Source organism: Cytobacillus oceanisediminis 2691 (genome assembly GCF_007678455.1).
Taxonomy (GTDB): Bacteria; Bacillota; Bacilli; order Bacillales; family Cytobacillaceae; genus Mesobacillus; species Mesobacillus oceanisediminis_A.
Map to the genome: position 1 here is coordinate 317,348 of NZ_VEEP01000007.1, position 19,345 is coordinate 336,692.

Annotated in this window: 24 protein-coding genes and 2 pseudogenes; 15 read left to right on the forward strand and 11 right to left on the reverse strand. The window is 35.4% G+C overall.

Features of this window, described 5'->3' with window-relative positions:
• Window positions 1-36: 36 nt before the first annotated feature.
• The 5 genes and pseudogenes from FS736_RS25215 (at window position 37) to FS736_RS15810 (ending at window position 4,080) form a co-directional block, all read left to right on the forward strand.
• Entirely contained in the window at window positions 37-459 is a 423-nt protein-coding gene (locus tag FS736_RS25215) for a reverse transcriptase domain-containing protein (protein WP_260983626.1), read from the forward strand.
• Window positions 460-1,156: 697 nt separating this feature from the next.
• Window positions 1,157-1,403: pseudogene (locus FS736_RS25485) on the forward strand (IS110 family RNA-guided transposase); the annotation flags it as partial.
• A gap of 320 nt (window positions 1,404-1,723) precedes the next feature.
• Window positions 1,724-3,274 carry an ATP-binding protein gene (locus FS736_RS15795; protein WP_144478960.1) on the forward strand — a complete coding sequence of 517 codons (1,551 nt, stop codon included), beginning with the start codon at window positions 1,724-1,726 and terminating at the stop codon, window positions 3,272-3,274.
• Window positions 3,275-3,673 (forward strand): annotated as a pseudogene (locus FS736_RS25490) (YfmQ family protein).
• Between the two features lie 143 nt (window positions 3,674-3,816).
• Window positions 3,817-4,080: a hypothetical protein gene (locus tag FS736_RS15810; protein WP_144478964.1), complete on the forward strand. Its 264-nt coding sequence runs from the start codon at window positions 3,817-3,819 to the stop codon at window positions 4,078-4,080.
• Between the two features lie 68 nt (window positions 4,081-4,148).
• On the opposite strand, the gene FS736_RS15815 is transcribed toward FS736_RS15810, so the two are convergent.
• The 3 genes from FS736_RS15815 to hxlA form a co-directional block, all read right to left on the reverse strand.
• Window positions 4,149-4,865 (reverse strand): 3-ketoacyl-ACP reductase, encoded by a 717-nt coding sequence (locus FS736_RS15815; protein WP_144478966.1) that lies wholly within the window; start codon window positions 4,863-4,865, stop codon window positions 4,149-4,151.
• A gap of 98 nt (window positions 4,866-4,963) precedes the next feature.
• The gene (hxlB, locus tag FS736_RS15820) at window positions 4,964-5,521 is read right to left on the reverse strand and encodes a 6-phospho-3-hexuloisomerase (protein ID WP_144478968.1); all 558 of its coding nucleotides are present in this window, start codon (window positions 5,519-5,521) and stop codon (window positions 4,964-4,966) included.
• Between the two features lie 8 nt (window positions 5,522-5,529).
• Window positions 5,530-6,162 (reverse strand): 3-hexulose-6-phosphate synthase, encoded by a 633-nt coding sequence (hxlA, locus tag FS736_RS15825; RefSeq protein WP_144478970.1) that lies wholly within the window; start codon window positions 6,160-6,162, stop codon window positions 5,530-5,532.
• A 252-nt stretch (window positions 6,163-6,414) separates the two neighbouring features.
• Between hxlA and FS736_RS15830 the strand changes: the two genes are divergently transcribed.
• On the forward strand, window positions 6,415-6,774 hold the full coding sequence (locus tag FS736_RS15830) for a winged helix-turn-helix transcriptional regulator (RefSeq protein WP_144478972.1): 360 nt from the start codon (window positions 6,415-6,417) through the stop codon (window positions 6,772-6,774).
• Window positions 6,775-6,923: 149 nt separating this feature from the next.
• Here FS736_RS15830 and FS736_RS15835 read toward each other — a convergent pair whose 3' ends face one another.
• Window positions 6,924-7,358 (reverse strand): Rrf2 family transcriptional regulator, encoded by a 435-nt coding sequence (locus tag FS736_RS15835; RefSeq protein ID WP_144478974.1) that lies wholly within the window; start codon window positions 7,356-7,358, stop codon window positions 6,924-6,926.
• Window positions 7,359-7,579: 221 nt separating this feature from the next.
• Here FS736_RS15835 and FS736_RS15840 point away from each other — a divergent pair, with 221 nt between their 5' ends.
• Both FS736_RS15840 and FS736_RS15845 read left to right on the forward strand, forming a co-directional pair.
• Window positions 7,580-8,443 (forward strand): SDR family oxidoreductase, encoded by an 864-nt coding sequence (locus tag FS736_RS15840; protein ID WP_144478976.1) that lies wholly within the window; start codon window positions 7,580-7,582, stop codon window positions 8,441-8,443.
• A 493-nt stretch (window positions 8,444-8,936) separates the two neighbouring features.
• Window positions 8,937-10,031 carry an L-dopachrome tautomerase-related protein gene (locus FS736_RS15845; protein WP_144478978.1) on the forward strand — a complete coding sequence of 365 codons (1,095 nt, stop codon included), beginning with the start codon at window positions 8,937-8,939 and terminating at the stop codon, window positions 10,029-10,031.
• Window positions 10,032-10,142: 111 nt separating this feature from the next.
• On the opposite strand, the gene FS736_RS15850 is transcribed toward FS736_RS15845, so the two are convergent.
• The 7 genes from FS736_RS15850 to FS736_RS24375 form a co-directional block, all read right to left on the reverse strand.
• Window positions 10,143-10,442 carry a spore coat protein gene (locus tag FS736_RS15850; protein ID WP_144478980.1) on the reverse strand — a complete coding sequence of 100 codons (300 nt, stop codon included), beginning with the start codon at window positions 10,440-10,442 and terminating at the stop codon, window positions 10,143-10,145.
• Between the two features lie 18 nt (window positions 10,443-10,460).
• A complete protein-coding gene (locus tag FS736_RS15855) occupies window positions 10,461-10,655 on the reverse strand; it encodes a hypothetical protein (protein ID WP_144478982.1) in 195 nt (64 codons plus the stop codon).
• Between the two features lie 17 nt (window positions 10,656-10,672).
• Window positions 10,673-11,809, reverse strand: a complete 1,137-nt coding sequence (locus FS736_RS15860) for a zinc-dependent alcohol dehydrogenase (protein WP_144478984.1) — start codon at window positions 11,807-11,809, stop codon at window positions 10,673-10,675.
• An 18-nt stretch (window positions 11,810-11,827) separates the two neighbouring features.
• On the reverse strand, window positions 11,828-12,196 hold the full coding sequence (locus tag FS736_RS15865) for a spore coat protein (RefSeq protein WP_144478986.1): 369 nt from the start codon (window positions 12,194-12,196) through the stop codon (window positions 11,828-11,830).
• 16 nt (window positions 12,197-12,212) lie between these two features.
• Window positions 12,213-12,458: a spore gernimation protein GerQ gene (locus tag FS736_RS15870; RefSeq protein WP_144478988.1), complete on the reverse strand. Its 246-nt coding sequence runs from the start codon at window positions 12,456-12,458 to the stop codon at window positions 12,213-12,215.
• Between the two features lie 270 nt (window positions 12,459-12,728).
• A complete protein-coding gene (locus FS736_RS25495; RefSeq protein WP_395883520.1) occupies window positions 12,729-13,184 on the reverse strand; it encodes a CBO0543 family protein in 456 nt (151 codons plus the stop codon).
• A gap of 172 nt (window positions 13,185-13,356) precedes the next feature.
• Window positions 13,357-13,500, reverse strand: coding sequence for a hypothetical protein (locus FS736_RS24375; protein ID WP_186326814.1), 144 nt, complete (start codon window positions 13,498-13,500; stop codon window positions 13,357-13,359).
• A gap of 264 nt (window positions 13,501-13,764) precedes the next feature.
• Between FS736_RS24375 and FS736_RS15880 the strand changes: the two genes are divergently transcribed.
• The 7 genes from FS736_RS15880 (at window position 13,765) to FS736_RS15910 (ending at window position 19,149) form a co-directional block, all read left to right on the forward strand.
• The gene (locus FS736_RS15880) at window positions 13,765-14,139 is read left to right on the forward strand and encodes a VOC family protein (RefSeq protein ID WP_144478990.1); all 375 of its coding nucleotides are present in this window, start codon (window positions 13,765-13,767) and stop codon (window positions 14,137-14,139) included.
• A 210-nt stretch (window positions 14,140-14,349) separates the two neighbouring features.
• Window positions 14,350-14,769, forward strand: coding sequence for a VOC family protein (locus FS736_RS15885; protein WP_144478992.1), 420 nt, complete (start codon window positions 14,350-14,352; stop codon window positions 14,767-14,769).
• 238 nt (window positions 14,770-15,007) lie between these two features.
• Window positions 15,008-15,826 (forward strand): VOC family protein, encoded by an 819-nt coding sequence (locus tag FS736_RS15890; protein ID WP_144478994.1) that lies wholly within the window; start codon window positions 15,008-15,010, stop codon window positions 15,824-15,826.
• Window positions 15,827-15,851: 25 nt separating this feature from the next.
• Window positions 15,852-16,616: a helix-turn-helix domain-containing protein gene (locus FS736_RS15895; RefSeq protein ID WP_144479044.1), complete on the forward strand. Its 765-nt coding sequence runs from the start codon at window positions 15,852-15,854 to the stop codon at window positions 16,614-16,616.
• A 175-nt stretch (window positions 16,617-16,791) separates the two neighbouring features.
• Window positions 16,792-17,169 carry a VOC family protein gene (locus tag FS736_RS15900; RefSeq protein WP_144478996.1) on the forward strand — a complete coding sequence of 126 codons (378 nt, stop codon included), beginning with the start codon at window positions 16,792-16,794 and terminating at the stop codon, window positions 17,167-17,169.
• A 146-nt stretch (window positions 17,170-17,315) separates the two neighbouring features.
• Complete coding sequence (locus tag FS736_RS15905) at window positions 17,316-18,134, forward strand: GNAT family N-acetyltransferase (RefSeq protein ID WP_144478998.1); 819 nt, start codon at window positions 17,316-17,318, stop codon at window positions 18,132-18,134.
• A 235-nt stretch (window positions 18,135-18,369) separates the two neighbouring features.
• A complete protein-coding gene (locus FS736_RS15910) occupies window positions 18,370-19,149 on the forward strand; it encodes a hypothetical protein (RefSeq protein WP_144479000.1) in 780 nt (259 codons plus the stop codon).
• Window positions 19,150-19,345 lie beyond the last annotated feature (196 nt).

A 19,345-nucleotide genomic window follows, 5' to 3' on the forward strand; every position in this document is an offset into this window, starting at 1 on the left:
AAAAGCAAAAGATACCGTCCTGTTCCAGTAAGACGAATGTACATCCCAAAGCTCAACTCAAACAAGATGAGACCACTGGGAATACCGGAACATGAAGATAAAATTGTTCAAAAGGGCAATACGAAAATACTAAATGCCATCTATGAAAATGACTTTCTAGACTGCTCATTTTGGTTCCGTCCAAATAGAAACTGTCACGATGCCCTGAAAATACTGAATCAATATATTGAGAAGAGAGCAGTAAGCTATGTAGTGGATGTAGATATTAAAGGATTCTTTGATAACGTTGACCACAAATGGATGATGGAATTCTTGAAACTCCGAATCACTGACCCTAACCTACTGAGAATAATTAGCAGGTTTCTTAAAGGTGGATACATGGAGGAAGGTAAGAAATACAAGACAGACAATGGCACATCGCAAGGTGGAGTGATATCTCCGATATTAGCAGATGTCTAACTCCATTAGGTTCTTGATCTATGGTTTGAAAAAGTGGTTAGGAAGCAATGTAAAGGCCAGGCATTTATAGTAAGGTACACAGATGATTTTGTTGTTGTTTTCAGAGTAAAAGTGAAGCCCAGCAATTCTTCCATTCATTAAAAGCGAGATTAAGAAGTTTAACCTGGAAATAGCCGAGGATAAAACGAAAATTATTCCTTTCGGCCGGTTTGCGGAAAAGAATGCAAAACGTGACGGGACTGGCAAACCAGATACTTTTGATTTCCTCGAGTTTACCCATAATTGTGGCATAAGTAAACAAGGTAATTTCCGAGTAAAGCGGAAAACCAGCAGGAGGAAAGTTCAAGGTAAACTTAAAGAAACGAAAGAATGGCTGAAGAATAATAGGAATAAAGATATTCATATGATTTTGGATAGATTTAAACGCTCACTAATAGGTTATTACAACTATTATTGAATCACTGATAACACTCAAACTGTTAACAACTTTAAAGAGAAAATCCAGAGCTTACTATTTAAATGGCTAAACAGAAGAAGTCAAAGGAAATCATTTACTTGAGATAAATTCAGGCTCTTTCTTAATAAAAAATCCACAATAGGGATCCTCAGTAAGTTATGAGTAAGACACGACTCAAACTCAACCTTAGGAGGAACCCTTACTATGAAATTTAAAATGCAGGACAAACAAAATTAACTAATAGAAAGAATTGCTGATAAACATCTCGTGGTTGGTATGGATATTGCACAGCAATTTCACGTAGCCAGAGCAGTGAATATCGATTGTAGAAGGAGGTCCAATCCTTTTCAACCCAATTGATCAGGATTAATAAGCTTAGAAGAATACATAGACTTGAGGCAGCCCTAGTTGGTATGGAACCTACTGGCCACTATTGGATAAACCTTTCTAATTGCTTATGAAACAAGATATTGAGGTAGTGAAAGTTACCCTCATTTGGTGAAAAGAAATTAAGAAAACCGAGATAATACCCAATAAAACATGGTTGAATTCCGTAATAAATCTTTGCTTAAAGCCAATTGTTGGAAAAATATCCTTTTACATTCGTGTGCTTTTATCCAAGGGGGATTAGTACGAATTATTATTGAAGAGATTATTGAAAGAACTATAGCGTTTTTACTGAAGGATGGATATCCTGGCAATTAAAAAAGTTTCTTACTCTACTAAATTATAATTTTGTTTAGAAAAAAGGTATTTGAATAAATTTATCTAAATATTAAGTAAAAAAAATTTTATTGAGGTATTAGGATGAATAAACAAATTGAGTATATTGGCAGGAAGTTTAAAGAACTAAGTGGGAATACTCTAAAAAAATTCAAGACGCCAATAGATGAAGAAAATTTTCATAACCCAATATATAACATTCCTGGGTTTTCTGAGAAGAACTTATTTATTCATATAGGGCAGTTTTTAATTAATCCGAATGAGGAACACAAAAATAACTTAATTACCTTTGTAGAAGCCTTTGGCCTAGAATTAATCAAATCTAAAGCCTCCCTGGATCAATCAATCAATTTTGTTTATCTGACTCGTTGCTCAATTATGGATTTGCTTGAACAAGAATTGCTACAAAATAGGATTTCCATAAGCAGCTTTTTTGAAGTGCTTAAAATAATTGAATACTCCTACCAGCTTATTTCCAAAACACTTTTGAATATCTACAATGAGGAATTGTTATTCATTAAGCTTGCCTTAGATGAGTCTAAAGAGGATTTAAAAATGACACTAAGAGAGCTGGCGGATTTAGAGAAAGTCTTAAATGAAGCAACCATTTTTGCTATTACAGATCGTGAAGATAAAATATTATATGCAAATGATAATTTTTGCGATTTATATAAGTATACCAGAGAAGAATTGCTCGGGAAAAAACATGATGTATACTCTTCTAACTTTCATCCTCCTTCATTTTTTCATGAAATATGGGAGACGATACAAGGGGGAGAGGTTTGGAAAGGGGATATTCTTAATCAAGCGAAGGATGGGACACAATATTGGTTAGATACAACCATCGTTCCGTTTGTAGATTCAAATGGAGAGCGTTATAAACATATTTCAATTCAATATGACATAACTGAAAAAAGAAAAACTGAAGAAACATTGCGTAAAGCAGAGAAACTTGCAATGATCGGACAATTGGCAGCAGGCTTTGCCCACGAAATACGAAATCCGTTAACAACCATTCGTGGATTTGTACAGCTTCTGTCTGCTAATGAGATTGAACCAAATTATGCAATCACGATCCTTGAAGAAATTGATCGTATCAATTTTATTGTCAGTGAATTCATGGTCTTTGCAAAACCTCACCAGATTTACTTCAGTGATTGTAATATAAAAAGTATTTTAACCAGTGTAGTTAAATTTCTCGAGCCCGAAGCAATCATGAAAAATGTAAAAATTAAATACCATTTCCCGATAGAAGATGTAGTGATTTATGGGGAAAGAAATCAATTAAAACAAGTATTTTTGAATATAATTAAAAATTCCATTGAGGCAATGCCTACTGGCGGCACAATAGACATTATTATCGAAAGGGCAGAACAAAATATATCTATCACAATAAAGGATAACGGTATAGGGATGGAATCCGAACAGATTAAAAAACTGGGAGAGCCTTTTTTTACGACAAAGCAAGATGGAAATGGCTTAGGGCTTATGGTGAGCTATAAAATTATTCAGAACCATAAAGGAAGCGTCGATGTTAGAAGCAAATCGAATAATGGAACAACTTTTAAAATATCATTCAAAACCCAAATAAAAAAAGAAAAAACTTATAGCTCCAATATAACTGAGAATGAATAAGTGAAATTCATTAATCAAAGACTAGCGAAAGGAGAATGCCAATCAAAGGCATTCTTTTTCATTTCAGAAGTTGAATTATGTGGTTTTCAGACGATTATTCCTCTATATAAAGGCAGTGAAAAAGCTCGAACAGATCACTCCGTAAACGGAGCAACATTTTTAGAGAAAAATCATATTTGGCCGGGGACTGAGGATTTGTATTTTAATCCAGAGAGCAATAAGACTCCAATTATAATCCAAACTCACAGAGGCAAGACTGATGTTAAGTTATGGTTTATTTGTTAAAACGATTGCGTTCATTTAGTAAAAAAATTCAAAAAGAAAGTAGTTGCATATATTCTTCGGTCCTACAGTCTTCAGAAGGGAATGTCCGCAAGCCGAGGGGGTTCTACACTGTAAAGTGAGCAAATCAATTTTTTAATACTGATAAAAGGGTTGAGGGAGTGAATTATATATCGCTCCTTCTATCTTTTGTTAACATTGTGCATCTAGTATTTATTTGTAGGGGAAACTAACAATTATTGATTTTGAGGAGTGAGACCATGTATTTGCAAGGTACAATTATTGCAGGTGAATTTGATTCCTCCATGAATGAATTTTCCTTACAGAAGGTGAAAAATTTAAATACAGAATCGGTTCTTAAAGAAAACCAATTAAACAATATTTATCATTATTTAAAAAAACATCAGCATGAAGCTGATGGGCAAATAATTACCCTTTACGATCAAATGCCTTTACACCTGACACAAAAAGAAATTAATGAGTTGATTTGTGATTTGGAGAGAGTAATGTCCATGTACCATTAATGACGGATGCGGCTGCTAATGGTGTGAATAAAAAAGAGGCAGATCCAAATGGATCTGCTTCTTTTAGATTAAGGATTGGTTGACCAAAGCCCAGCAGTTTTTACGAATACCCTTGGATTTAATTTTAGGCCGGCTACGATTAATTCAGCAAGGTCTTCTGGCTGCATAACATGATCTTCATTACCGCTGACAAGGTTAGTATCAATTGCAAGGTCTGTTACAACCGTACTTGGTGTAAAAGCTGTTACACGGATGTTGTGCTTCCTTACTTCGAGCATAAGTGATTCTGTTAGTCCTAAAACAGCGAATTTAGAAGCACTGTAAGCACTTGTTACAGGAGCACCTTTTTGTCCGGCAGAGGAAGAGATATTGATAATATCACCTGTTTTTCTTTCAATCATGCCGGGAAGTACGGCTCTTGTTGCATTATAAACTCCCATTAAATTCACTTGGATGATTTTCTCCCATTCTTCAGGAGTTAAATCAAGGAAATCGCCAAACTTGGCAACTCCAGCATTGTTAATGAGGATATCAATTGGTTCGTGATCAGCTTTAATATGTTCAACTGCATTAATAACTGATTCGAGATTGGAAACATCTCCTGTTGCTATTGAAACTTTCACATCAAATTGTGCTAGTTCAGCCGCAACCTTTTCAAGGTTAGACATATTCAAGCCAAGCAATCCTAAATTGACCCCTTCTTTTGCTAAGGCGATAGCAGTAGCTCGTCCTATACCTCTGCCTGCACCAGTAATTAAAGCAGTTTTGCCATTTAATGAATTCATTTTTTCACTCCTATGAACAAGGTTTTTACACAAAGTTAAATAGAAAGACCGCAATCTTGCATGGAACAGTTTGCGGTCTCTCATAGACAATCAGCGTTTTATTCTAAATTGGCGTGTCTGCCATACATCTTATTCGAATCTAAGCCCTTTTTCTCCATGAACCTCAGAATGAGAGCGTCGCAGAATAGTAAAAGAGTTTGCTCGAATAATGAGCCCATAGGCTGAATGGTTTTATAATCACCTTCCGATTGATCTTTAGGAGATCCGGGTAATTTAACTGTCATATCTGCCAATTTTCCAATAGTGGAATCAGGGAAAATGGTTAAAGCTGCAACAGTTCCACCTAAGCTTTTTGCTTTCTCAGCCATGGAGACCAGGCTTTTTGTTTCACCTGAACCAGAGGCGAAGATGATCAGGTCACCTTCCTCAAAGTTAGGGGTCACCGTTTCGCCTGGGACATAAGCATCTATGCCCATATGCATCATTCGCATCGCAAATGACTTGGCCATAAATCCAGATCTACCTGCGCCAGCTATAAACACTTTCTTTGCTTCAAGAATCCCATTGACTAATTTCTCAGCTTCTTCATTCGAAATGAGATCAGTTGTTCTGATCAACTCTTTTAAGATCTTAGCTAAATATTGTGTCGTATGCATGCTCGAAATTACCCTTGTTTGATCATTTCTTGCATTTTTGCTGCTGCAGCTTTTTTATCAGCTTGACCTGTAATACCGCCGCCAACAATGACAAGATCTGGATTTACTTTAATGACTTCTGGAAGTGTTTCTAATTTAATGCCGCCTGCGATTGCAGTTTTTGCATTTTTTACAACACTTTTAATGGTTTGCAAATCTTCGAAAGAGTTTTTACCTACTGCTTGAAGATCGTAGCCAGTGTGGACACAAATATAGTCTACACCCATTGCATCGACTTCTTTAGCTCGAGCAGCCAGATCTTTAACAGCGATCATATCAACAAGGATTTTTTTGCCTTGTTTTTTCGCTTCTTCTACAGCACCTTGAATAGACATATCTTCGGCTGTGGCTAGAATCGTAATAATATCAGCACCTGCTTCAGAGGCTTTCATCACTTCATAACCAGCAGCGTCCATGATTTTCAGGTCTGCTAATACCTTTAAATTAGGGAATGCTTCTTTTACTGCCTTTACTGCATGGAGACCCTCGTTGATTACGACTGGGGTACCGATTTCTACGATATCGATATGCTCCTCCACTTCTTTCACCAATTCAATGGCTTCTGGAATATTGACTAAATCTAAAGCTAATTGTAATTCCATATATGTTCACTCCTATTAATTTTATTCGGATTTTTCGTGCAGTTATACTGTCTCCAAAATTAAATAGATCCTCTTCAGGAATATTATCCTTTTGGAGTATTATCTGTACCAGCAACCAGGATCGATGATGTTCCTAATCGCTGAACAATTGCAAGTATACAACCTATAACATTTTAGTGGAAGTACGCACTTTTATTTTACATAGTGCTAAAAAGTATACTATGGGGTATAATAACGATTGAGGTGAGTGAAATGTCACGAATGCAGGATAAGATCTTTAACTGTGAGAAGGAATTGACGCTATCAGTTATCGGTGGAAAGTGGAAAATGCTTATTTTATGGCATCTAGGGAAAGAAGGAACCAAGCGATTTGGTGAATTGAAGGCTCTCATGCCAGGAATCACGCAAAGGATGCTTGTGAACCAATTGCGTGAACTGGAAGAAGACTTGATAGTAGAGCGGAAAGTTTACCCGGTTGTTCCTCCAAAAGTGGAATACTCCCTTACTGAACAGGGGAGAAGCTTGATGCCGATTCTTGATGCTATGTATAAATGGGGTAAAAACTATATGGAGACTGTAGGGTTAAACCCTAAGAAAGAGTCAATTAATTAAAACTTGACTATATAAATCGAGGTAAATAGCACCACAATATAGAAAGGGGCAATGTGAAATAGCATTGCCTCTTTTTCTTGACAAAACATATCTTTTAAATTGTAAATGCCAATGGTAATGACATACTTTTATTAAACTATGACTAGTTGTTAATTTATTTTTTCTTTTTCAAGCATATCCTTAACTACATCCTCGATGGTTACATTTCCTAAGACCTTTTCCATCGCTAATTGTGCGGCAGACAATATAGGAATGATCGTATTTTGAATGTTTCTTCCTACAGGACATTTAGGATTTGGACTTTCATGAACATTAAACAACTCATTGTCCTGTACTACATTAACTGCCTTATATACATCTAACAGAGTTATGTCAGATAAATTCCTTGCAAGTTTAGTTCCCGGAATACCAGGATGTACCTCTACTAACCCTGCTTTCTTTAGCATTCCAATAATTTTTCTTATAAGTGCTGGATTTGTGTTTACACTTTCTGCCAAATATTCAGATGAACTTACACCTTCTTTATTAAACTCTATAAGAGATAATATATGAACGCCTACAGCGAATCGGCTGCTAATGGACATTTATTCATCACCTTTCTTGCATTTTCATAAGGATAAAACTTTAATTGTAATAAAATTGGTTACACTGTTTATATTATACCTTAAAAAATTATCATTTATAGTTATTGACAAAATCTCGAGTTGTAATTATTATGGTTACATGTAATAGAGATGGTTACAGTTAATCGAATTGGATGTAACTGAAGGATGGAACGAAAACATTTAATTGGGAGGAATGGAAGATGAAATTGTTAGTAACTGGAGCTACAGGGAAATTGGGTACCAAAATTGTTGATGAATTGTTGAAAACTGTACCAGCTAATCAACTTGCAGTTAGTGTTCGTAATCCGGAGAAGGCAGAAGGAATAAAAACTCGAGGAGTAGAAGTTCGCCAGGGAGATTTTGACCGTCCAGAAACTTTAGATATAGCTTTTAAAGGAATCGATCGCTTATTGATTATTTCTGCGGATGGAGACAATGAAACAAGAATTCGTCAGCACACAAATGCGGTTGCTGCAGCAGAGCGTGCCGGTGTTAAATTTATTGCATATACTAGCATTGCAAACGCACAGGAAAGTAAAAACATGCTTGCGCCAACACATAAGGCAACAGAAGAAGCTATTTTGAAAACAGGAATTCCTTATTCTTTCTTACGTAACAATTGGTACTTGGAGAATGAAAGTTCAAGCATTCAAGGTGTACTGGCAGGAGCCCCATGGGTGACTTCTGCAGGAACCGGAAAGGTTGGATGGGCATTACAACAGGATTATGCAGAGGCTGCAGCGGCAGTATTAGCTGGTAACGGGCACGAAAACACTATTTATGAGCTCTCTGGCAAGTTATTCACACAGGAGGAGTTTGCCTCTGCACTTGGCGCTGTATTGGGTAAGGAAATACCAGTACAACAGGTTGATGATGCTTCTTATGCTGAGATAATGAAGGGTGCTGGCGTTCCAGAATTCCTCATTCCTTTTCTAGTTGGTATCCAGAAAGATATTCGAGAGGGTACACTTGAAATCGAGAGCAGCGATTTTGAAAAACTACTAGGTCGTCCTGCTGCACCACTTAGCGAAGGGTTATCTCAAATCGTTCAAAGTATCCAATAAAGTGTATTTTGGGATTTTATTTTAAATCCGTTAATAAAGATTGCCTTTTAATAAACAAATAAACAACATAATGCAGAAAATAAGTAATAGGTCTGGTTTTTGAGTAAAAAAAATAAAAAGCACCCAAAGAAGCAGTCTAATTCGCAACTGAATTGGTCTGCTTCTTTGGGTTAATGAGAAATTTTGAATAGTAATGGTATATTAGGCGACCAACCTATTAATGTTTATAGGAGATAATAATAAATCGTGAGACTGACTATAAAAAATTAGCTTACTAAATTGCCATGGTACAATTTTTAGGCTTTTTTGCATCAGCATTATCTTATATATTTCTTAGAAAATATCAGCCTTGAAGAATAGGGAATGGTTCGAATTTCCGAACAATCAACTCCATCATCTTTTCGTAAAGGAAAATTTGTTACAAAACATGCACTAGAAAAAATATAAATCATATATAGGTGATATCCCGTTTTAAATGGTTGAGGAGGATATCATGAAATCTATGCTGCCTAGTGAAAAATATTTCGGTAATTTAGAACTGGTTCATACATTTTATGGGGCTATGCCTACAGGTGTTAGTGTTTCGGAAACGGGTCGTATTTTTATTTGTTTTCCGAAATGGGGAGATGATGTTAAATTTACGGTTGCGGAAATTGTTGAGGGTCAATTGCAGCCGTATCCTAACTTTCAAACCAATTTGGCTAACCCCGCAAATATCAGAATGACTTTCATCAGTGTCCAAAGTGTGGTTGCGGATGGCAGGGGAACGCTTTGGGTATTGGATACAGCGGCACCCAATTTTTCTGAACCCATAAAAGGTGGGGCAAAATTAGTCGCTGTCGATTTAAAAACCAATACAATTAGAAGAGTATATACCTTTACAGAAGATGTGGTCCTGCCAACAACTTATCTGAATGATGTCCGATTTGATTTTCGTGTTGGAAACGCAGGTTATGCATATATAACGGATTCATCTTCCAAAGGACCCGGAGCTATTATCGTTGTAGATTTAGAAACTGGAAACGCGTTTAGACGGTTAAATGGGGCAAATTCAACTTCACCCGATCCTTATATTTTACCGAAAGTAGAAGGAGAAATTTTGAAGAACCGAAACAAAGATGGTTCCACCTCTCCATTTAGATTGGCGTCTGACGGTATTGCGATTTCTCCAGATGGAAAGGTTTTGTTTTTTTGTCCACTTACAAGCCGTCATCTATACTCGATTCCAACAGAAGTCCTGAGAGACAGAAATATACCGGACATGGATTTACCTTATCATGTGGTGTACTGGGGAGAAAAAGGGGCGTCTGATGGAATGATCACTGATGCAAAAGGAGCCATTTATGCCGGAGACTATGAAAACAACAGTATTCGAAAGATATGGCCAAATGGCACAATGGAAACCATCGCACATGACCCGAGAATCTTATGGCCGGATACTTTTTCGATTGGGCCGGATCAATACTTATATGTCATTGTGAACCAATTACATCGGCAGGCAAGATTTCATTATGGGAAAGACCTGCGACAAAAACCTTATAGTTTACTTCGTATAAAAATTGGTGAATTTCCTGCTCCTACCATTTGATCATAAAAATAATTTCAAATTTATAATTGTAATTTGGTCAAGAAAGGGAAGACTCTTTGAGTTTTTGTGGGAACAGTTTAGGTGTAATTCTAAACTGTTCCTATTTTATTTTTATAGAGTGGGTAAGTTCAATGCTGTATCGATATTATTTAAATCCAAACTGATTTGTTCGTTTGTATCCCAAGCATGATACCATCCTTTTTCTTCCATATATAAGGAAATTTGTTCATGCATATCTAGTGCTTCTGTTAAATGGCGAGTGAGAATTTCTTTAATTTCGGGCGTTCCTGATTCTGTAACAGCCATGGCATAATTTCTTACTCCACTCTTAGCTGCAATCAATAAATCCATTGCAACCACTTGATCAGATAGTGCGTCCATGCCAGTGAAAGTTTCAATGATTGGATTCATGTTCGTTCACCTCCTAATTTACTGCTTAGCATTGGAAAGGATAGAAGCATATTCTTGTAATTGTATCGTAGATAAATCAATGTCTTGCTGCATAATATCTCTTAATCGCTGATCTGTAACTAATGCTTTCATCGTTTTGGACTTAGTAAGACAATTGGTCTTAAATGCCGCCATCTCATGGACCTCAAGAACTTCATGCAAGGCGTAGTTCATTTTTCATACCTCCTTCCTTAAGGTTTCAACACGACTTTAATACATTCATCCATTTTTGTATCAAAAATTTCATAGCCATGTTTTGCTTCACTAAGAGGAAGGACATGACTTACGACATCGCCTGGGTCAATCTTGCCAGTTGTTACCAGTTCGAACATGTATGGCATATAGTGGATGACAGGGGCTTGGCCGGAGCGGATATTGATATTCCGCTGCATAATATCTCCAAATGGGAAACCGTTATATCTGCCGCCGTAAACGCCTGTAACTTGGATTGTCCCGCCTTTACGCACTGCTTGTGAAGCCATAATAAATGGACTTAACGCTCCCCCTTGAAGCTTCATTCCGCTCGCAAGGAACTCCATATCAGTCATTTTGCCGTCCATACCAACGGCATCAATGACAACATCAGCGCCGCCTTTGGTAATTTCTTTAAGATAACTTCCCACATTCTCATGGTCCTCAAAGTTAACAATTTCAACTTTGTTGGTACGTTTGGCGTGCTGTAGGCGATAATTGACATAGTCTACAGCAATGACACGCTTTGCTCCTTTTAACCAACAAAATTTTTGAGCAAAAAGGCCAACCGGACCGCAGCCAAATACAATAACAGTATCTCCGGCCTTTACGCCTGCATTGTCAACACTCCAAAAACCGGTAGTCATCGCATCGGCAATAACTGTTAACTTTTCATCTGGTTCTTCACAAGTCTCAGGGATTTTGAAATGAGTAAAGTTGGCAAAGGGCACTCTTAAATATTCGGCTTGCCCACCGGGATAGCCACCCGTCGTACCAGAATATCCGAAATAGGCACCCATATCACCATTATCATTAGAATTATCACATTGGCTTTCCAAATGGTTTTTACAATAAATGCATTCCCCGCAGGCAATGTTAAAAGGAATAATAACACGATCCCCTTTTTTTACTTTCGTAACATTTGGTCCCACCTCTTCAACAATTCCCATCGGTTCATGACCGATAATATAGTCTTCTTGCATATTTGGAATCATTCCATGAATTAAATGTAAATCAGACCCACATATAGCTGTACTCGTAACTTTAATAATCATGTCATCTGGTTTTTCAATCTTTGGATCTGGGACGTCTTTGACTACAACATTTTTAATACCTTGATACGTTACTGCCTTCATTGGTTACAGCCTCCAGTGTTAGTGATCATCAGGTGTCCGGTCAAACATACCTTTTCTATTGGTCTCAACAGGAAAAAGATTCATTTTTCCAATCATCAATGTATTGTTAGCAGAGAGTTGATCTAGTTTATACTGTTCACTTAGTTCGTATGGATGGAACCATTTTTTATTAATCATTAGTTCTGAAATTTCTTGGTGCATGGCAATCCCTTGCATTAACTGTTTTCGTAAGAGGGCTCTAAGATCAGGTGATGCGGTCTCCGTTAATGCGACAGCGATATTGCGGACACCTTCTTTGGCACGAAGGAGTAAATCCATCGCAAATGTGGTATCTGCTAGCTCTGGTACGTGTAGCGAGTTTATAGGGTCTAAATAGTCATTATTCAATGAATTTGCCTCCTTTTCAATTTACTATTGGTGTTGGCCGGTTTTGAGGAACAGGAGCTTCAAAAGGTGCACGTTGATAAATTGCCTGTAATTCTTTTAGCGCTTGCATGGATTGTTCAACATCTTTTTTCATTAAATTTCTCAAATCCTGATCAAAAACCAATCCTTGCATTAGTTTTGATTTGGCTAAGCAAAGGGTTTTAAAATTTATAACTTCATGTAAATCCAATGACTCATGATCGGCTAATTTTTGATTATCCATTTCTGATTACCCTCCTGATTTGTTAATACAATCAAATTGTATTGTTCCAAAAGTAGGAGGAAAACATTCTTTAATGTTTTTTAAAAATTGGTAAATTAGCTTAAATGGTTGGAACATTTATGCATTGTGTTGACTGAGGATGATTGTTGGGACGGTTTTTTCTTTTATTTTAAAAAATGTACAACTAGAAAAATCTGGTTGAACATAAAATAAGAAAGGAAGAAGAAATGCCTTATCCTTTTTACTCTCTTGTGATTAAGAACCCCAATCTTAAGAAAAATCGTATTTATTATTGAAGATACTTCTTATAACAGCTATTGAAAATCTGACCAATAAAAAGGAAAAAGAAAGCGAATAGAAAGTGGTTTTCCAATTCCACCCCTTTTTATACTTAACAAGCTGTGTATTTTTTTCTAGCCATAGCTCAGTAATAGTCATCGGTACACTGAAATACAGAACTTTTAAAAGGCACTGAAGGATACGAGAATCCTTAGTCAGTTGATTATAAAAGACACAAGAAATTGGGAAAAGTATGTAATCAAAAATAAAACTTGTTTTAACTCGTTTTGGAAATATGGTGGGATATTTAACATAACCTTTATTTACAACTAGTTGATCGACCAATGATGCATAATAACTTTTTATAAAGAAAACAAGGAGCCAGTCCTTTGCAAGTGGTTTTTTAATTAAGTAAATAAAGGAACTAATACCAAAGAAATAAAGCAATTTTATAATTTTCGCCCCATGTTTAGCACTTCCATAAGATAGGTTATCTCTTATACTGGTGGTTATACTTAGGACCTTCGAGGGGATTAGTTAAGTAAACAATGTAGAGAAAGGGGGGTTAATCAGTGATTAATAAAAAAAGCGATGAAATCATCGCCATCTTTAAGCATCTTTATTTTGAACGTTCCTTATGATAAATATAATCTACCCGTTCCTTAGTTTTCATAAGTAGTGAAGCCAAAATTGCAGTGTAGATTGATGTTAAAAGCATTGCAATCATTCCTATACCAAACAAATTATTATTATTACCATACATTAGTACCACCACCTTCTTCTTTTAATGTTGCAACAATATTTTGCTCTTGAACCTTATTTTTATTCAAAAGAATCAAGGGATTTTTGCATTTTGGTTGTGATGTCTATCACTCCTTTGATTCAACCAAACGGAAAGACTAAGCACCTTTTTTATCGAACTTCTTATTATACGAACGGAGCAGGTTAGTTCAATAAATTGGAAGGAAAAAGGGATATAAAAAGGGAATTACTTAATAAATCATACTAAATAAAGGAGAGGTAGTTTATGAGTAATTCATTTATTGAACAAGTACATTATATTAGAATTCCGGTAAAAAACTTGGAGCAGTCTGCACAATGGTATAGAGATATACTAGGGCTTCAATTATTAACAATTACTGAGGATCCATTTGCCATTATAAAAGTTAATGAGGGACCATTTTTACTTATCTTAGTTCCTACTGAAGATGATACATTTGCACATTTCACAATTGGTAATGTCCCAGCCTTTAGCATTGGTTTTACAAGTCCAGAACTATCTAAGTTTCATACACACCTTATTGAAAAGGGTGTTAAGGTTGAGGATATAAAAGAGGATAATGGACATGCCTATTTCAATTTTTTTGATTTAAATGGCAATAAACTTCAGGTGCACTGGTAAGGAATATATATAAAGGTAATATTCGGTGGAAGGTCACTCTTATACTAAAAGGGCATTTTTTTTAGAATGCTTTTTTTAAGTAAAGGGGCAGTTTAGTTGATTAACGGTTACTAAAACAGTATAAAATACTTACTTTAAGGCAGGAAGTAAGTATTTTTTTGTTGAATAATTAAATTTAGTATATTTTGGAATTTTGGAGGGGGCAGAAAAATGGATGAGCAATTACTAAGGATAGGCACAACTTATATACCAGTGACTAAGGTAGACCTTTCTACTGATTGGTATGTAAATAAGCTAGGAGCAGAGTTAAGCTACAAAGATCAAGACAAAGCTATTTTAAACTTTGCCAATCAAAGTATTTTTCTTGTAAAATCTAATGAAAATCAAAGCTCCAATTTCATTGATATTTACGGTAATGAGCGTTTTTCGTTAACATTCGAAGTTAATGGATTAAATGCCTTGGAAGCAATACATAAAAGATTCAGGCAAAGTGAAATTAGAGTTGGAGAGATTGAAAACAGAGGACACTCAGGAAGAAATTTCGTTTTTTATGATTTAGATGGTAATAAATTTGATGTATGGAGTGAACTAAGTCCAATCTTTAAAGAAAAATATCTCAATTCCAAATAGATAATTTAATGAGAAGGCGATGTTTTAATAAGGCATAGCCTCCTCTTTGTTCCATAACGGGAACGTTTGTGAGTTGAAGATCCACCAGGGATCGGCAGCTCTTTTTTCTTATCGATTAAAGGGGAAGATTAGTCAAATAAATTAACCTAAAAACACTTGACCTTAAACTTACTTTAACCTTTAGAATGAAATTGGTAGAACATACCGAATCAGAAATTAGAAAGTAGGGGTGCGACAGATGACATTCCGTTGGGATGGCGGTTTTATTATGGTATCATGGGATAAATTTGAAGAGGGAGTGGAATGGTATACCAAGCATATGGGGTGGTCTTGTTTGGACCAGGTAATTACTCCAGTGGGGAAAAAGGCTTTTCTTAAAATGCCAAGATTAGGTGTTGTAACTTTAAAATCTTTTGAGTCTGATATGGAGCATTTTAAAGCTGATAATGACTTTGAAGGCAACATGAGAATAGGTTTCGAGATAACGAACCTCAAGGAAACACTAAACTATTTTGATAGGGAAGGAATTAATGTTACAGAACTGAAAACATTACCTGATGGGCAAGTTAGTTTTGATATTACTGGATTTGAGAACGCTAGGCTTACAGCTGTTTATAATAAAAGTATTGAAGGAGAATTTCTTACATCAAGAATAACAGGATTCAGTGATGTAAATGTAAGAATAGGAGTGCGTGATATCGACAGAGCTATATCTTGGTATAAGGAATACCTTGGAGTGAAATTAGTAAAACAATACAATAAAGATTTTGCTCACCTGCATATTGAAGACGCTTATGATTGGATGCAGCTTTCTGAAGTGTTCTATGATAATATTTGGCTGGAAAAGCTTGAACATGAATATTTTAGAAAGGCTAACCCTGCTGTGAGAAATTATTTTGATATCCGACCAGAAGTATTTAATGATACCTACAACCATTTAAAACTAAAAGGGGTGGAATTGTCTGAAGTTGCAGGTGATCCAAAAAATGGGTGGGCAGGCTTTCATTTTTTTGACTTAGATGGTAACCGTATAAATGTTTGGTCATATCCTTTCTAAGATAAAAGGGGGAAGAGTTTTGGAAATGACAATTAATAAGTTTTCCGAACGAACAGGTCTATCACCAAGCACTCTTCGATTCTATGACCAAAAAAAATTGTTAGAACCGCTTAAGAGGTTAGAGAATGGATATAGAATATATTCAGAAAATCAAGTTGAAAAGGCCTTAATCATCCATTCCCTCCGGCTAGCAGATATAAAGATTGAAGAAATATATCAGTTTCTGCAAGTAGATGAAGGAGAGAAGCAGCAATTAATCTCTGCATGGAGAGAAGAAGTTGAAGCAAAGTTATCTTCATTAAATATTGCTAAACAATACTTAAATGGTTTGAATTATAAAGAGCAACATATGCACCTAATTAAATGGGCTTCTCCAACTACATTTGTCTGGTTTAGACATGTGGTACCCAGAATGATAAACCCTTTTCAATCTGTAATGAAGGATGATATAGATAGTTTGAAAAAATTAGGGATAGATGTGCGGCCTGGAATATTTATAAGGACACTAGATTCGAAAGGCGCTTCAATGGTGGGAGAGGTAGGTTTTATCTTAAATGAAGAGATTTCCTCCGATTCATTAAAAAGTGATAGTAATATCTATATAGAACAATTGGAGCCCACATTATATGCAACAATGAATTTTAATGTCTATGACCAGTTTATCTGCTTTAATTTTATCAAGTTAGTTCACCGTTTTGGTTTTAACACTAAAGGAATTAAGTTAGAAAAATTTGAATCACCGAATGCGCAAACGTTTAGTTACATGATTCCTCTTTTAATACAAAGTTAGTGTTAAAGCGGAATATATTGTTAGACTAAGGGGTCGATATTCAAGAACAGCTGCCAAATGTACCAGGTGGCTTTTTCTTATTGAACAAATAATAATGCAGTTTGCTAAAGAAGGTTTACATAACAAATGTGTAGAATTGTAAACGTAATACAAATTTTAACAAGGAGCTGGATATATGACAACTGCCCTCTTTAAAGGTATGGAAGGAGTTTTTATTCCTGTTACAGATCCTCAATTGTCTGCAGAATGGTATGAGGACATACTTGGATTTAAACTGATTTATATTGAAGAAGATGCAGCCGTGATGCGTATTGGAGAACAATCCCCAACAGTAGTGTGTTTGGTTAAAACCGCAAATCATCAACCAATGAAGTTTCCAGAAAATAATTTTGGGGTGGGGAAATACTATAATTTTATTCCTAATGATATAGAAGAAACCCACAAACTCTTACTGGAGAAGGAAGTAAAAGTAAATCCAATTGGTGGAGATGGAGCAACTAAATTTTTTACTTTTTATGATCCAGATAATAATCCTTTAGGGGTTTGCCAATAGAATCTTATTATAGGTTAATTTTTGAGGTGCCAACAGCACCTCTTTTGTTTGTGGAACGAACGAAGCAGTTTAGTTGAATAAAAGGAGATAATAATGTCACTGTTGAATAAATATAGCATTAATTAATTTTTCGGGGAGGTGTGAGAATGGGCTTAGTTGTGGATAAAGGATTAGCAGAGAGGCTGGAGAATTCAGAAATTGATACTTTAAGCTCTAGGTTAACAGAAATGCAAAAAATAGATGGGAATCCAATGAAAGTTGAAATTCAAAAGTTTGGCAATGCAACTGCATTCTCGGTAAAGAACATACCTGGTCCATCCTTCAACACGGTTAAGGGGCTAAGAAAGGGTGATGAAAATCAAATAGGTAAGATAATAGATTTTTATAAGCAAAAAGAAATTCCTGTACGATTTGAATTAACTCCAGGACATACTTCTCCAGAATTACTAACCCACCTCAGTGAAACTGGTTATTATCATAATGATTTTCATACAACTCTTTATGCGTCTCGCTCAAACGAATTAAAACCAAGCTATGTATTAGGTGACCAAAAAATTGTTATCCGTAAGTTAAAAAGTAACGAATTTGATACTTTTGCAGAAATCTACACAAAGGGTTTTGAAATGCCACCGTTCTTAAAAAGTGGAATAGCACAAAATAATGAAATACTTTATAACATAAAAAATTGGGCATTTTATCTAGCCAGCTATGAAAAAGAACCTGCTGGAATTGGAGTTTTGTTCATAAAAGACCGTATAGCTACGTTAGCTGCAGCGACAACATTACCGACATTTAGAAAAAAAGGTATACAAAGTGCATTAATAAAGTATCGTATCTACCAAGCATATCTAAAAAAATGCGATTTAATTGTGGGACAAGCAAAATTTGGCTCAGTCAGTCAAAATAATATGGAGAGAGCGGGATTGAGTATAGCTTATACAAAAGCAATATGGGTTAAAAAGTAAAAATTCACTGATGGGTGCGTTGATCCAGGAAAGATTACTGAACTTTTTTGCTGGATGCCTTATTAAGCTAAAGGTGTTAGTTGAAGAATGGTGTTTAATTTTATTATTGGACCATTAATTGTAACTTTACAATGTTACAATTAAATTATAATACGATTTATTCTTCTAGCAATATTGGTGTATCATCGAGAAAGTCTCTGTTATACAATAATTATCTTAAGAGGATGAAAAATTAATGAATGAATGGAGTAAAATTATAGTATATATTTTAAGTGGTTCAGGATTGGTAACAGCATTAATAACGCTATTTAAACAAAGAACAATTATGAAATGGAGCAATAGGTATCAAAGGCAAATTGAATCGCTTAAAGGGGATATTCATAAAAACAATGAGATAATGAATTCCTCGCTAAACATTTTCTCTCAAGGATACAATCAAGCTCAAGAAAAGAGATCAGCCGCAATTGAGGAAATGTGGGATAAAGTTCTTAAAATTAGAGAATCTTCATCTAAGATAGTGACATTCTATACTCTTTTTTTGCCCGAAGAATACAACAACGAGGAAAATATGTATCTTACCTCGTTGAAAATGCATTTACCCTCAGAGGAAGAATTGGTCAATTTTATTGGAAGTATGGATGAATTAGAAAAGAAAAGACCATATTTAGGAGAAAAATTATGGATCTTATTTACAATATATAGAGCATTTTCTGGGCGTCTAGTAATAATTTTTAAAAGAAGTGTTAATGAAAGAAATATCAAGCGATGGCATCAAGATAGAGGATTAATGCAACTTTTAGAAGCTGCATTGACCAAAAAAGAATACGAAGAATATACAAGAAATAAGCTAGGACAACATCATTCTTTGACTGAGGCAATAAATATTATTGAACAAAAAATACTTAAAGAATTTAATAACACATTATCGGGTACTTATGCATCTGAAGAAAGCTTCCAGCAGGCAAGGAAAATACAGAATTTATTGAGCGAACTAGAACAAGGAACAAAAATTTAAGTGTTTCACCAATGGGTGCGTTAATCCAGAAGGATTAGCCACCTTTTTTGTTGAATCCTTTATTAAACAAAACCAGCTAATAGTTTGTCAATATTTTTCATTAAAATCTAAAATTCAACCGTGATATACTAAAAAAGGGTATACCAAATAACCTTCATATTCTTAGAATTGGAAGGTTTTTCGTAATTTAGTTAGA

Coding starts and splice junctions, on each gene's coding strand:
- FS736_RS15855 (WP_144478982.1), bottom strand. CDS start 10,655: ATGAACTACGCCTTGCATGAAGTTCTTGAGGTCCATGAGATGGCGGCA.
- FS736_RS15810 (WP_144478964.1), top strand. CDS start 3,817: ATGTATTTGCAAGGTACAATTATTGCAGGTGAATTTGATTCCTCCATG.
- FS736_RS15910 (WP_144479000.1), top strand. CDS start 18,370: ATGAATGAATGGAGTAAAATTATAGTATATATTTTAAGTGGTTCAGGA.
- hxlB (WP_144478968.1), bottom strand. CDS start 5,521: ATGCATACGACACAATATTTAGCTAAGATCTTAAAAGAGTTGATCAGA.
- FS736_RS15895 (WP_144479044.1), top strand. CDS start 15,852: ATGACAATTAATAAGTTTTCCGAACGAACAGGTCTATCACCAAGCACT.
- FS736_RS25215 (WP_260983626.1), top strand. CDS start 37: ATGTACATCCCAAAGCTCAACTCAAACAAGATGAGACCACTGGGAATA.
- FS736_RS15900 (WP_144478996.1), top strand. CDS start 16,792: ATGACAACTGCCCTCTTTAAAGGTATGGAAGGAGTTTTTATTCCTGTT.
- FS736_RS15830 (WP_144478972.1), top strand. CDS start 6,415: ATGTCACGAATGCAGGATAAGATCTTTAACTGTGAGAAGGAATTGACG.
- FS736_RS24375 (WP_186326814.1), bottom strand. CDS start 13,500: ATGTATGGTAATAATAATAATTTGTTTGGTATAGGAATGATTGCAATG.
- FS736_RS15845 (WP_144478978.1), top strand. CDS start 8,937: ATGAAATCTATGCTGCCTAGTGAAAAATATTTCGGTAATTTAGAACTG.
- FS736_RS15885 (WP_144478992.1), top strand. CDS start 14,350: ATGGATGAGCAATTACTAAGGATAGGCACAACTTATATACCAGTGACT.
- FS736_RS15905 (WP_144478998.1), top strand. CDS start 17,316: ATGGGCTTAGTTGTGGATAAAGGATTAGCAGAGAGGCTGGAGAATTCA.
- FS736_RS15880 (WP_144478990.1), top strand. CDS start 13,765: ATGAGTAATTCATTTATTGAACAAGTACATTATATTAGAATTCCGGTA.
- FS736_RS15890 (WP_144478994.1), top strand. CDS start 15,008: ATGACATTCCGTTGGGATGGCGGTTTTATTATGGTATCATGGGATAAA.
- FS736_RS15870 (WP_144478988.1), bottom strand. CDS start 12,458: ATGGATAATCAAAAATTAGCCGATCATGAGTCATTGGATTTACATGAA.
- FS736_RS15850 (WP_144478980.1), bottom strand. CDS start 10,442: ATGAATCCAATCATTGAAACTTTCACTGGCATGGACGCACTATCTGAT.
- hxlA (WP_144478970.1), bottom strand. CDS start 6,162: ATGGAATTACAATTAGCTTTAGATTTAGTCAATATTCCAGAAGCCATT.
- FS736_RS15815 (WP_144478966.1), bottom strand. CDS start 4,865: ATGAATTCATTAAATGGCAAAACTGCTTTAATTACTGGTGCAGGCAGA.
- FS736_RS15840 (WP_144478976.1), top strand. CDS start 7,580: ATGAAATTGTTAGTAACTGGAGCTACAGGGAAATTGGGTACCAAAATT.
- FS736_RS15860 (WP_144478984.1), bottom strand. CDS start 11,809: ATGAAGGCAGTAACGTATCAAGGTATTAAAAATGTTGTAGTCAAAGAC.
- FS736_RS15795 (WP_144478960.1), top strand. CDS start 1,724: ATGAATAAACAAATTGAGTATATTGGCAGGAAGTTTAAAGAACTAAGT.
- FS736_RS15835 (WP_144478974.1), bottom strand. CDS start 7,358: ATGTCCATTAGCAGCCGATTCGCTGTAGGCGTTCATATATTATCTCTT.